Origin of the sequence: Pseudomonas sp. CFSAN084952, from assembly GCF_009648855.1 — a bacterium.
In the GTDB taxonomy this organism is placed as follows: Bacteria; Pseudomonadota; Gammaproteobacteria; order Pseudomonadales; family Pseudomonadaceae; genus Aquipseudomonas; species Aquipseudomonas paracarnis.
On the sequence record NZ_CP045767.1, the window covers coordinates 718,245 to 730,719 of the forward strand.

A 12,475-nucleotide genomic window follows, 5' to 3' on the forward strand; every position below is an offset into this window, starting at 1 on the left:
GGATTCGCCCACTCTGTGGTCTATCTCATCACTATCATCAGGCCAGTCATCGGCCGTTTGGGAGAACCTTGTTCGTATGATCCGCACGCTGCCCGCTCTTTTTGCCCTGCTGTTCGCTGCGCCTTTGATGGCGGCGCCCGAGGGGCAACAAACGCTGTTCAACTTCGTCCGGCCTGCCGATGTGGTCAAGGTGGCGACCCAGGACGCCAGCCTGCCGCAATACAACGCCGAACAAACCCCCGAAGGCGAGGTGCTGCGCCGCATCACCTTCAACCCAGCGGCCGAGCCGAGCCTGGTGCTCAGCCCGCAGACGGGGACGTGGGATTGGTCGCAATCGAGCGCCATGAGCCTGCGTATCCAGAGCGCAATGAACTGGGCGCTGACCCTTTACGTCAAGGTGCAGAGCGCCGACGGCAAGACGCTCGTCAGCCGCATCGACCTGCCGGCCGGCCCGGCCCAGACGTTGCTCGTCCCGCTGCAAGCCAACGCTCCCCTGAGCCAGGGCATGAAGGCCGGCCCGCCGATGCCGATGACGGTGGATGGCCAACGGGTATTGCTGGCCGCCAGCGCCGGCGAAATCGACCGCAGCCAGGTGGTCTCGGTGACCCTGTCGATGCTCAAGCCCAATGCCGCCCAAAGTATCCTGCTGGAGCGCTTTGGCGTGCAGGACAGCGAGCCAGTATTGAAGGCTGCCTACACTGAACTAGTGGATGCCTATGGCCAATCCAACCGCGCGCGCTGGCCGGAGAAGGTCAGCAACGACGAGCAACTCAAGGCATCGGCCGCCAAAGAACAACAGCAGCTCAAGACCTGGCTGGCCGAGCGGGACAAGTCCTCCCTGGATCAATACGGTGGCTGGAAGAAGGGCCCGGCCTTCGACGCCAGCGGCTTTTTCCGCACCCAGAAGCGCGACGGCCGCTGGTACCTGGTGACGCCGGACGGGCATCCGTTCTACTCCCTGGGTGTGAACACCGTGGCGCCGGACAACAGCCAGACCTACGTGGCGGGGCGCGAGTGGATGTTCGCGGCGCTGCCCAAGGCCGGCGAACCCTTTGACAAGTACTACGGCAGCGACGACAGCCGCACCGGCAACGGCGCCGGCGAAGGTCGCGGCTTTGGCTCGGGGCGTTGGTACGATTTCTACGGCGCCAACCTGCAACGCACTTACGGCGGTGACGCGTTGGACCAGCCACGCTGGGTGACCCATACCCTCGATCGCCTGCAAGCCTGGGGCTTTAACACCGTCGGCAACTGGAGCGATCCGGACCTGGCCACTGCCGACCGCGTGCCGTACACCTTGCCGCTGTCGATTGTCGGTGACTATGCCAGCATCAGTACCGGCACCGACTGGTGGGGCGGTATGCCCGACCCGTTCGACCCGCGTTTTGCCATGGCCACCGAACGCGCCGTGGCCATCGCGGCCCGCGATCATCGTGACGACCCGTGGTTGATCGGTTTTTTTGCCGACAACGAATTGGCCTGGGCCGGCCCCGGCGAGGATGCAAAATCCCGTTACGCCCTGGCCTACGGCACCCTGCGCATGACCACCGACGTGCCGGCCAAGCGCGCCTTCCTCAAGCAACTGCGCGATAAATACCGCAATGAAGAGGGCCTTTCCAAAGCCTGGGGCATTCAACTGGCCGGTTGGGAGCTGATGGAAGATCCCGGCTTTGAGCCGCCGATGCCCAGCCCTGAACACCCGGAGATCGAAGCCGACTTCAAGTATTTCCAGAAGACCTTCGCCGATGCTTACTTCAAGACCATTTCCGACTCGTTGAAGTGGCACGCGCCCAACCAGCTGTTGCTGGGCGGCCGTTTTGCGGTGAGCACGCCGGAAGCGGTCGCTTCGTGCGCGCAGTATTGCGATGTGCTGAGCTTCAACATGTACACCTTGAAACCCCAGGACGGGTATGACTTCGCCGCCCTGCGTGCGCTGGACAAACCGGTACTGATCACCGAATTCAACTTTGGCTCTGCCGACCGTGGCCCGTTCTGGGGCGGCGTGACGCAACTGGCCCGCGAAGAAGACCGCGGCGCGGCGTACTCCACCTTCCTCAAACAGGCGGTGGCCGAGCCGTCGATTGTCGGGGTGCACTGGTTCCAGTACCTGGACCAGCCGGTCACCGGGCGTCTGCTGGATGGTGAAAACGGCCATTTCGGCCTGGTCGGCATCACCGATGTACCGTTCCAGGGTTTTGTCGAGACGGTGCGCAAGAGCAACCTGGCCGCGCTCGACCAACTGGGCCGTGAGGCGCAAAAAGCCAAGGCCACCCAAGCGACGCGTGAGAGTGACGCCGCCAAACCTGGGCGTGACGGCAAAGGCGCGGGGCAGGGCGCCGGGCACCCTGGCGGGCATGCTGGGAATGGGCATTGATTCATCGTTGACGGGTTCACAAAACCCACAATGGCTGAAAGAATGGCGACCACTTTTCATGGTGTTTTCCGAGGGGAATTAGGTGCAGATTCAGGGTCATTACGAGCTGCAGTTCGAAGCGGTGCGCGAAGCCTTCGCCGCCCTGTTCGATGATCCTCAGGAGCGTGGTGCCGGGCTGTGCATCCAGATTGGCGGGCAAACCGTCGTCGACCTGTGGGCCGGTACTGCCGACAAGGACGGTGCCGAGGCCTGGCACAGCGATACCATCGTCAACCTGTTCTCCTGCACCAAGACCTTCACGGCAGTGACTGCCCTGCAACTGGTGGCCGAAGGCAAGCTCAAGCTTGATGCGCCGGTGGCCGAGTACTGGCCGGAGTTTGCCGCTGCTGGCAAGGACGCGATCACGCTGCGCCAGTTGCTCTGCCACCAGGCCGGGCTGCCCGCCATCCGCGAAATGCTGCCCACCGAGGCCCTGTACGATTGGCAATTGATGGTCGATACCCTGGCGGCGGAGGCCCCGTGGTGGACACCGGGCCAAGGCCATGGCTATGAAGCGATCACCTATGGCTGGCTGGTTGGCGAACTGTTGCGCCGCGCCGATGGGCGCGGGCCGGGGGAGTCGATCGTGGCGCGGGTGGCACGCCCCTTGGGGCTGGACTTCCATGTGGGCCTGGCGGATGAAGAGTTTTATCGCGTCGCCCATATCGCACGCAGCAAAGGCACTATCGGTGATGAAGCCGCGCAACGGTTACTTCAAGTAATGATGCGCGAGCCTGCGGCGATGACTACCCGTGCATTTGCCAACCCACCGTCTATTCTGACCAGCACTAATAAGCCCGAATGGCGACGCATGCAGCAGCCTGCGGCGAATGGCCACGGTAATGCGCGCAGCCTGGCCGGGTTTTATAGTGGTTTGTTGGACGGTAGTTTGCTGGAAAGCGACATGCTCGAACAATTGACCCGCGAGCACAGTATCGGGCTGGATAAAACCTTATTGACCCAAACCCGTTTCGGCCTGGGCTGCATGTTGGATCAACCGCAGTTGCCCAATGCCACGTTCGGCCTTGGGCCACGTGCATTCGGGCATCCCGGGGCAGGGGGATCGGTCGGGTTTGCCGACCCTGAACATGATGTAGCCTTCGGTTTCGTGACTAATACCCTGGGGCCTTACGTACTTATGGACCCGCGGTCCCAGAAGTTGGTCGGAATATTGGCCGGTTGTCTATAAACCCCTTGCTGTTTCACAATTTTTTGTTACAAAGGCAAGTATAAAAAAGATGCTGAACGACATGTTGTAACTTGAATGTTCTTTTAGCGTCTGTTTAACGGGTCCCGCGACCCCCCTGGTTTTTTCTCATTTTGTGGATATCTCATGTTATCGAACAAGTCTTTGGCACTGGCGCTGTGCCTCACTATTACGGGTTGTGCACAAACTCCACAAAATGATGCCGAAGGTGGGCATTGGTGGTCATTTGGATCTGACAAAGCTGCAACCAAGGATCCAGTGGCCCAGACCGACACCAAGCCGGATGCCAAACCCGACGCCAAGCCGGCCGCCGGTGCCAAGCCTGTTGAGCCTGTCAGCGCTGCTGCCGCTGCCCCGGCTGCCAAAGCCGACACCGGTTACAGCTGGTGGCCGTTTTCCACCAAGAGTGCCGAAGACAAAGCCGCCGACGCCAAGGCCGACCTGAAAGCCGACCTCAAGGCGGCAACCCCAGCCTCGGACGCCGCACCTGTCGTCGCCAAGACCGACAGCGAGCCGCGCTGGTGGTGGCCGTTCGAAAGCAAGCCAAAGCCATTGGCCAAGGTCGATGTGACCAATGTACAAATGCCTGACCCGAAGATCACCCAAGCCTGGCTGGACGAATACGAACCACGCCTGCGTGCGGCCATCAAGGACAGCAACCTGCAACTGGAGCGCCGTGACAACACCCTGGTAGTGATTGCTCCGGTAGACGGTTCCTACAACCCGAAGCGCCCGGCCATGTTACTGCCGGTGACCCTGGGCCCGTTCACGCGGGTGGCCAAGGCTGTTGAAGCTGACCCGAAGACCGCCGTACTGGTGCTGGGCCACGTTGATGCCACTGGCAGTGCTCCCGCCAGCCAGGCGTTGAGCAAGGAGCGTGCGCAGTCCATCGCCTCGATTTTCAGCCTGAGTGGTCTGAAACAGGATCGCTTGATGTTGCGTGGCATGGGCGACCTTATGCCGCGTGCCGCCAACGACAGCAATCAGGGGCGTGCGCTGAACCGTCGCATGGAAATCATGTTCACTCAGCGTACAACGATGTTGGCACTGTTGAGCAAGTACAACTCCGGCAAGACCCCGCCCGTAGCCGAAATGGTCGCGGTGCAGAATGTGCCTGCACCAGCACCGGCGGCAAAAGCGCCTGCCAAAAAGGCCACGGCCAAGAAAGCGGCGGCCAAGCCAGCGGCTAAAAAGGCTGCGGCCAAGCCGGCTGCCAAGAAGCCGGCTACTGCAAAAGCCAAGGCGGCACCCGCTTCGAACGACCAGGCGAAAAACTGAGCTGTTGAACCACAAGGATAAAGCCGCATGACCCAGGCACTGGCCGATATGCGCCGTGACTACACACGGGACGGTTTGAGCGAGGCCCAGGCCCCGGACGAGCCGTTTGCGTTGTTCCACCAATGGTTTGGTGATGCGGTGAAAACCGAACAGCCGCCAGTGGAGGCCAATGCCATGACGCTGGCGACGGTGGATCAGGACGGTCGCCCGCACTGCCGCATCCTGCTGCTCAAGGGCCTGGATGCACAGGGCTTTACCTTCTTCACCAACTATCAGAGCGCCAAGGGTGAGCAACTCGCGGCGCGGCCGTTTGCGGCCATGACCTTCTTCTGGCCAACCCTGGAGCGCCAGGTACGCATTGAAGGGCGCGTGGCCAAGGTCACGCCTGAAGAGTCGGATGCTTATTATCAGGTGCGCCCATTGGGCAGCCGCCTGGGCGCCTGGGCCTCTCCGCAGAGCAAGGTCATTCGTGATCGCGAAGAGCTGCAGGCGCTGCTCAAGGCCACTGAAGAGCGTTTCAGCGATACCCAGCCCGATTGCCCCGAGCATTGGGGAGGGTACCGTTTACTGCCCGAGCGCATCGAGTTCTGGCAAGGCCGGGCCAGCCGCCTGCATGATCGCCTCAACTACCGTTTGCAAGACGGCCAATGGTGCCGCGAGCGCCTGGCGCCCTGAGCGTCACCTTTCGTCATCCCACCTGAATCAACACCGTGGCGTCGAAGTCTCTGTTCAAGAGACTTCGGACGCTTTCGGCTGTGCGGCTACACTGATCGAGCCGGTTATGGCATCGTTCCGTACCCTGGCTTGGTTACCGTTCGTCGAGTTCTCTGGTGCTGGCAGTCTGTACTCAGGCTGAATGAAAGCAAGTTTCTGCCTGGTGCGCCGTGACACGCGCCAAGCCACAGCGTTTAATGAATACCTGTCCTTTGGAGTTGATGCTATGCGTAAGTCCGTTTTACTAGTTGCCTGCTTTACCACCCTGTCGTTGCTGCTGGGTGGCTGCGCCTCGAGTCTGACCGGCGACTCGTACTCTCGTGATGAGGCGCGTCGTGTACAGACCGTTCGCATGGGCACCATCGAATCCCTGCGTCCGGTGAAAATCGAAGGCACCAAAACCCCAATCGGCGGCGCCGCGGGTGCAGTCATCGGCGGCGTTGGCGGCAGTGCCATTGGTGGCGGCCGTGGCAGCATCGTTACTGCTGTGATCGGCGCAGTTGCGGGCGGCCTGCTGGGCTCGGCCACTGAAGAAGGCCTGACCCGTACCCAGGGCGTGGAAATCACCGTGCGCGAAGACGACGGCAGCATGCGTGCTTACGTACAAGCCGTGCAGGAAAATGAAATCTTCCGCATTGGCGACCGCGTACGCATCATGACCGTCGACGGTACCAGCCGCGTTACTCGCTAAGCCTTAAGCTTCAGGCGAAGAAAAACCCCCAACCGGGTGACCGGTTGGGGGTTTTGTTTGTAGGAGCGAGCAAGCTCGCTCCTACAACTGACTGACTTCAATCATGCAACGACGGCTTTCTTGCGACTTGCCATCGCCGTCACCGCATACCCGATAAAGGCCGCCAGGATCGACCCGGTCAGAATCCCCATGCGATCTTCACCGGCAAACTCACTGGCGCCTGGCACAAACGCCAGGGAGCCGACAAACAGGCTCATGGTGAAGCCGATCCCGCACAGAATCGCCACGCCCATTACCTGACCCCAGTTGGCGCCGCTGGGCAGTGAGGCGATGCCGGTTTTGATCGCCAGCCAGGTGAGGCCGAACACACCGACGGTCTTGCCGATCAAGAGACCGGCGGCGATGCCCATGGGCACGGAGTGGGTGAAGCTCTCCAGGCTGACACCTGTCAGAGAGACCCCGGCATTGGCAAACGCGAACAGCGGCAGGATGGCGTAGGCCACCCACGGGTGCAGGGCGTGTTCCAGGCTCAGCAGCGGTGAGGTTTCGGCATTTTTGGTGCGCAGTGGAATGCAGAACGCCAGGGTTACACCCGCCAAGGTCGCATGCACACCGCTCTTGAGCACGCACACCCACAGGATCAGGCCGATGATCATATACGGCCCCAGTTTGATCACGCCCAGGCGGTTCATCGCAATCAGCGCAATCAAGCACGCCCCCGCGCCCGCTAGGGATGCCGTGGACAAGTCAGCGGAATAGAACAAGGCAATGACGATGATGGCGCCAAGGTCATCAATGATCGCCAGGGTCATCAGGAACAGTTTCAGTGACACCGGTACGCGCTTGCCCAGCAGGGCCAGCACGCCCAGAGCGAAGGCAATGTCGGTGGCCATGGGGATCGCCCAGCCAGCGAGGGCGGCCGGGTTGTCCTTGTTCAGCGCCCAGTAGATCAGCGCCGGCACCACCATGCCGCCGATGGCCGCTGCGCCAGGCAACACCACTTGCGAAGGCTTGGACAGGTGCCCATCGAGCAGCTCACGCTTGACCTCCAGGCCGATCAACAGGAAGAACAGGGCCATCAGGCCATCGTTGATCCAAAGCAGCGCCGGCTTGGCGATTTTCAACGCGCCAACCTGAGCCACCACCGGCGTGTCGAGAAAGGCGTTGTACAGGTGCGACAACGGTGAGTTGTTGATAATCAGCGCCAAAGCGGCAGCGGCGATCAACAACAGACCACTGGCGGCTTCCAGCTGGAAGAAACGGGTGAAAGTGCTACGCAGAGGCAAGGGATGCTCTCCAATCCAGGTTCAATAGGTGGGTACCCTAACCCGTACCGTTAGTTGTTAAAACAAAAGTTATATTCTTATTTGTTATAAGGGATGGGCCGGGGCATCGGTGGGCTAAAGACTAGCAATTGTGTGTCCAATTGCGTCGTCACTGTATCTGTGTGAAGCGTGGGAAACATCCTAAGATCACCCCTGAAAACCTTTAGAGAACCCACCATGAGCGACCACCGTACCTGGGCCCGCGAAGCCATTCGTATCATTGAAGCGGACTTCCAGCGGAGCGCCGATACCCACCTGATCCCGCTGCCATTACCGGGTTTGCCAGGCATCGAGTTGTACTTCAAGGATGAGTCCAGCCACCCCACCGGCAGCCTGAAACACCGGCTGGCGCGCTCGCTGTTCCTGTATGCGCTGTGCAATGGCTGGCTCAAGCCGGGCGCCCCCGTTATTGAAGCGTCCAGCGGCTCTACGGCGATCTCGGAAGCCTACTTCGCGCGCTTGCTCGGCTTGCCGTTTATTGCCGTCATGCCCGCGACCACGTCCCAAGAGAAGATCGCCCAGATTGCCTTCTACGGTGGCAAGAGCCATCTGGTCCAGGACCCGACGCAGATCTACGCCGAATCCGAACGCCTGGCCCAGGAAAGCGGGGGGCACTTCATGGACCAGTTCACCTACGCCGAGCGTGCCACCGACTGGCGGGCGAACAACAACATCGCCGAATCGATCTTCCAGCAGATGCGCTTTGAACAGCACCCGGAGCCGAGTTGGTTGATTTCCAGCCCTGGCACCGGCGGCACCACCGCGACCCTGGGCCGTTATGTGCGTTATCGCCAGCATTGCACCCGGGTGCTGTGTGCCGATGCCGAACGCTCGGTGTTTTTCGATTTCTACCAGAGTGGTGACGCCAGCCTGCGCCTGGACTGTGGCTCGCGGATTGAAGGGATTGGTCGCCCGCGGGTGGAGGCATCGTTTCTGCCGGCGGTGATTGACGCCATGGTCAAAGTGCCGGATGCAGTGTCCCTGGCGGCCATGCATTACCTGGCTGAGCGTTTGGGGCGACGGGTTGGCGGGTCCAGCGGGACCAACCTGATCGGTGCGCTGATGGCGGCGCAACAGATGAAAGCGGCGGGGGAGTCGGGGTCGATCGTTGCGATCTTGTGCGATGGCGGTGAGCGCTATGCCACGACCTATTACGATCAAGCGTGGCTGGCGGGGCAGGGCTATGAGCTGGAAGGGTTGATCGCGGCGGTTGTGGCGAGTGTCGAACGCGGTGAGGCGCTACCCGCTAACATCCTGCGCGCTAATATTTGACACCCCACTATCCAACTGTGTGCGGGCTTGCCCGCGAAAGCGGAGTGTCAGTCACTGAATTTTTAACTGCACCACCGCTATCGCAGGCAAGCCAGCTCCCACACTGGTCGTGTATTGCCCCCAGGATCAACGCCCGGCACAGATCCCCTGTGGGAGCGGGCTTGCCCGCGAAAGCGGAGTGTCAGTCACTGAATTTTTAACTGCACCACCGCTATCGCAGGCAAGCCAGCTCCCACAGTGGTCGTGTATTGCCCCCAGGATCAACGCCCGGCACAGATCCCCTGTGGGAGCGGGCTTGCTCGCGAAGGCAGCGTGTCAGTCGCTGCATCTTTAACTGAACCACCGTTTTCGCAGGCAAGCCAGCTCCCACACGGGATTTATGCTGGCCGTCAGCGTGCTTCAGGCCTCGATGCCGAGCATATCCCGCGCCAACGCCTCGGCGATCCGAATCCCGTCGACACCCGCCGACAGAATCCCGCCGGCATACCCCGCGCCCTCTCCGGCCGGGAACAAGCCTTTGACGTTCAGGCTCTGCATCGACTCGTTGCGGGTAATGCGCAGTGGGGACGAGGTGCGGGTCTCGATGCCGGTCAGCACCGCATCGTGCAGCGAGTAGCCTTTGATCTGTTTCTCGAACGCTGGCAAGGCTTCGCGGATGGCTTCGATGGCGAAGTCCGGCAAGGCCAGCGCCAGGTCACCCAACGACACGCCGGGTTTGTAGGACGGCTCCACGCTGCCCAGCGCCGTGGAGGGTTTGCCAGCGATGAAGTCGCCCACCAGTTGCGCGGGGGCCTCGTAGTTACTACCGCCGAGGATGTAGGCGTGGGACTCCAGGCGTTCCTGCAACTCGATACCGGCCAGCGGGCCGCCTGGGTAATCCACCTCGGGGGTAATGCCTACCACGATGCCGGAGTTGGCATTGCGCTCGTTACGCGAGTATTGGCTCATGCCGTTGGTCACGACGCGATGGGGTTCCGAGGTCGCAGCCACGACGGTGCCGCCCGGGCACATGCAGAAGCTGTAGACCGAACGTCCATTCTTGGCGTGGTGCACCAGTTTGTAGTCCGCTGCGCCCAGCTTGGGGTGGCCAGCGTATTTGCCCAAGCGTGCGGCGTCGATCAGCGACTGCGGGTGCTCGATACGGAAACCCACCGAGAATGGCTTGGCCTCCATGTACACGCCACGGTCGTGGAGCATGCGGAAGGTGTCACGGGCGCTGTGGCCCAGGGCAAGAATCACATGCTTGGAGAGGATCTGCTCGCCGCCGTCGATGACCACGCCGTTCAACTGGCCGTCTTCGATCAACACGTCGGTGACCCGTTGTTCGAAGCGCACTTCACCGCCCAGGGCGATGATCTGCTCGCGCATGTTTTCTACCACGCCGGTCAGGCGGAAGGTGCCGATGTGCGGCTTGCTGACGTAGAGGATTTCTTCCGGCGCACCGGCCTTGACGAACTCGTGCAGTACTTTGCGACCGTGGAATTTCGGGTCCTTGATCTGGCTGTACAGCTTGCCGTCAGAGAAGGTACCGGCGCCGCCTTCACCAAATTGCACGTTGGACTCTGGGTTGAGCACGCTTTTGCGCCACAGGCCCCAGGTGTCCTTGGTGCGTTGGCGCACTTCCTTGCCGCGCTCGAGGATGATCGGCTTGAAACCCATCTGTGCCAGCAGCAGGCCGGCGAAAATCCCGCAGGGACCAAAACCTACCACGATCGGCCGCTCAGCCAGGCCTTCCGGCGCCTGACCCACCACCTTGTAGCTGACATCCGGTGCCGGGTTGACGTTGCGGTCGTCGGCAAACTTGAGCAGCAGCGCGGCTTCACCCGTCACGTTCAGGTCGACGGTGTAGATGAAGCACAGCTCGGAGGTCTTTTTACGCGCATCGTAGCTGCGCTTGAACAGGGTGAAATCGAGCAGGTCATCACTGGCGATGCCCAGGCGCTGCACGATGGCCGTGCGCAGGTCTTCTTCGGGATGGTCGATGGGCAGCTTGAGTTCGGTGATTCGTAACATGACAGGATCCGGTAGGCGGCGGGCAAGAAGGCCGGCTGTTTTGCAAACCGGCGATTATAAGCCCCAATGGCAAGTTTCCGTCAGGTTAAAACAGCACAGGGGCTAATCAGTCGTCCCGCGAGCCGCCGAACGCCGCGCAACCACGCTGCACCTGGCCGTTCACGCGCAGCTCGGCGCTCATGTGCTGCAGGCTGCCGCTCACACTGTCGACGCAGCGCTGGGGCGCCACCCATAGTTCGATGTGCTGGTTATTGGCTTCGGTCATCAGGTTGAAGCGGCCGTCGCCCAGTTGTTCCTCGACGTACGGCACTGCCAAAGGTGGCTGGCCTTCGCGCTCCAGCACCATGCCCTTGGCCGTGACGTTCATCGCCCAGGCGGGTTTATGGCCGTTGGCCCGCAGGATCATGCGCTTGAAATCCGGGTCAGAGCACGCTGAGGTCGAGCGTTCGACGCGATACAGCTGTTGCAGGTCCACTGAACCCTGGGTGCCGCTGGCGACCCCGGAAAACTTGCCACGCAGGTCGGCAAACAGTATGCCCTGCTGGCCAGCCAGCGAGGCGGCTTCCTGCAGGACGCTGGTGCCGCCGGTATCGTTGACCACGTAGCTACGCTGGTCGCCACAGGGCTGGAACAGCAGTTTGCCGTCCACCGCCGTCAACTCACCCTGCATACGGGTCAGCCCGACAGTCGATGGCTTGGCCGGCTCGCTTTCGAACAATTGGCAGGCGGCGAACACAGGAAGCAAGGCAAACAGGGCGAGGGTACGGGCGGCGCGCATTATCGGGTCTCCAGGCAAGTGCCGCCACGTTACGCAGGCTGGCCGTGCATCACAAGCCCGCTTGCCAGCTTCAGGCGTTTCTTACGGATCTCACCCTCAACCTACGATAAAGGTCTGACCGGTTTGCAGGCCCTCGACGCTTTTGGCGTAAGCCAGTGCCACATCGGCGGCCGGGGCAGGTTTGTAGCCACGGAAATAGGGAGCATAGCTGCCCATGGCTTCCAGCAACACCGTCGGGCTGACCGAGTTGATGCGCAGGCCGCGTGGCAACTCAATGGCCGCCGCTTTGACGAAGGCGTCCAATGCACCGTTGACCAAGGCCGCCGAAGCGCCGGTGCGGATCGGGTCACGGTTCAGAATACCGCTGGTGAACGTGAACGAAGCACCGTCGTTGGCGTATTCACGGCCGATCAACAGCAGGTTGACCTGGCCCATCAGTTTGTCACGCAGGCCCAGTTCGAAATCGCTGTCGTTCATGTCTGCCAGGGGCACGAAGTTGACGCTGCCTGCCGCGCAGATCAGCGCGTCGAACTTGCCGGTCTGCTCGAACAGCTTACGGATCGAGTTGCTATCGCTGATATCCACCTGGAAGTCACCGCTGGTGCGGCCGATGCTGATCACTTCGTGGCGCTGGGCCAACTCTGCCTTGACGGCTGAACCGATGGTGCCGCTGGCACCAATCAATAGGATTTTCATCGTGCTGTTCCTCTGGGGCTGATTCCCTGCAGGAGCGAGCTTGCTCGCTCCTGCAGGGGTTGGGATTTGCATTCAGTCTAGTGTGGCT

At 61.4% G+C, this 12,475-nt stretch carries 10 protein-coding genes; 6 read left to right on the forward strand and 4 right to left on the reverse strand.

The annotated features are described in order from the left end of the window. Nucleotides 1-76: 76 nt before the first annotated feature. From GH769_RS03295 to GH769_RS03315, 5 genes are all read left to right on the forward strand, one after another. Complete coding sequence (locus GH769_RS03295; RefSeq protein WP_032903238.1) at nucleotides 77-2,374, forward strand: beta-galactosidase; 2,298 nt, start codon at nucleotides 77-79, stop codon at nucleotides 2,372-2,374. An 82-nt stretch (nucleotides 2,375-2,456) separates the two neighbouring features. Further along, entirely contained in the window at nucleotides 2,457-3,602 is a 1,146-nt protein-coding gene (locus GH769_RS03300; RefSeq protein WP_020300980.1) for a serine hydrolase domain-containing protein, read from the forward strand. A gap of 144 nt (nucleotides 3,603-3,746) precedes the next feature. Next, a complete protein-coding gene (locus GH769_RS03305) occupies nucleotides 3,747-4,898 on the forward strand; it encodes an OmpA family protein (RefSeq protein WP_081036832.1) in 1,152 nt (383 codons plus the stop codon). A 27-nt stretch (nucleotides 4,899-4,925) separates the two neighbouring features. Further along, nucleotides 4,926-5,573: a pyridoxamine 5'-phosphate oxidase gene (gene pdxH / locus GH769_RS03310; RefSeq protein ID WP_032903237.1), complete on the forward strand. Its 648-nt coding sequence runs from the start codon at nucleotides 4,926-4,928 to the stop codon at nucleotides 5,571-5,573. Between the two features lie 265 nt (nucleotides 5,574-5,838). Continuing rightward, the gene (locus tag GH769_RS03315) at nucleotides 5,839-6,303 is read left to right on the forward strand and encodes a glycine zipper 2TM domain-containing protein (RefSeq protein ID WP_003189251.1); all 465 of its coding nucleotides are present in this window, start codon (nucleotides 5,839-5,841) and stop codon (nucleotides 6,301-6,303) included. A gap of 101 nt (nucleotides 6,304-6,404) precedes the next feature. Here the strand turns inward: GH769_RS03315 and nhaA are convergent, their stop codons facing one another. After that, the gene (nhaA, locus tag GH769_RS03320) at nucleotides 6,405-7,589 is read right to left on the reverse strand and encodes a Na+/H+ antiporter NhaA (RefSeq protein ID WP_019817842.1); all 1,185 of its coding nucleotides are present in this window, start codon (nucleotides 7,587-7,589) and stop codon (nucleotides 6,405-6,407) included. Between the two features lie 216 nt (nucleotides 7,590-7,805). Here nhaA and GH769_RS03325 point away from each other — a divergent pair, with 216 nt between their 5' ends. Then, entirely contained in the window at nucleotides 7,806-8,900 is a 1,095-nt protein-coding gene (locus GH769_RS03325) for a PLP-dependent cysteine synthase family protein (protein ID WP_032903235.1), read from the forward strand. 399 nt (nucleotides 8,901-9,299) lie between these two features. Here the strand turns inward: GH769_RS03325 and GH769_RS03330 are convergent, their stop codons facing one another. The 3 genes from GH769_RS03330 to GH769_RS03340 form a co-directional block, all read right to left on the reverse strand. Then, nucleotides 9,300-10,913, reverse strand: coding sequence for an NAD(P)/FAD-dependent oxidoreductase (locus GH769_RS03330; RefSeq protein WP_014717270.1), 1,614 nt, complete (start codon nucleotides 10,911-10,913; stop codon nucleotides 9,300-9,302). Nucleotides 10,914-11,019: 106 nt separating this feature from the next. Next, nucleotides 11,020-11,691 (reverse strand): COG3650 family protein, encoded by a 672-nt coding sequence (locus GH769_RS03335; protein ID WP_014717271.1) that lies wholly within the window; start codon nucleotides 11,689-11,691, stop codon nucleotides 11,020-11,022. A 96-nt stretch (nucleotides 11,692-11,787) separates the two neighbouring features. Continuing rightward, nucleotides 11,788-12,387: a short chain dehydrogenase gene (locus GH769_RS03340; protein WP_014717272.1), complete on the reverse strand. Its 600-nt coding sequence runs from the start codon at nucleotides 12,385-12,387 to the stop codon at nucleotides 11,788-11,790. Between the last annotated feature and the right edge of the window lie 88 nt (nucleotides 12,388-12,475).

Coding starts and splice junctions, on each gene's coding strand:
- GH769_RS03295 (WP_032903238.1), top strand. CDS start 77: ATGATCCGCACGCTGCCCGCTCTTTTTGCCCTGCTGTTCGCTGCGCCT.
- GH769_RS03325 (WP_032903235.1), top strand. CDS start 7,806: ATGAGCGACCACCGTACCTGGGCCCGCGAAGCCATTCGTATCATTGAA.
- GH769_RS03305 (WP_081036832.1), top strand. CDS start 3,747: ATGTTATCGAACAAGTCTTTGGCACTGGCGCTGTGCCTCACTATTACG.
- GH769_RS03315 (WP_003189251.1), top strand. CDS start 5,839: ATGCGTAAGTCCGTTTTACTAGTTGCCTGCTTTACCACCCTGTCGTTG.
- GH769_RS03335 (WP_014717271.1), bottom strand. CDS start 11,691: ATGCGCGCCGCCCGTACCCTCGCCCTGTTTGCCTTGCTTCCTGTGTTC.
- pdxH (WP_032903237.1), top strand. CDS start 4,926: ATGACCCAGGCACTGGCCGATATGCGCCGTGACTACACACGGGACGGT.
- GH769_RS03340 (WP_014717272.1), bottom strand. CDS start 12,387: ATGAAAATCCTATTGATTGGTGCCAGCGGCACCATCGGTTCAGCCGTC.
- GH769_RS03330 (WP_014717270.1), bottom strand. CDS start 10,913: ATGTTACGAATCACCGAACTCAAGCTGCCCATCGACCATCCCGAAGAA.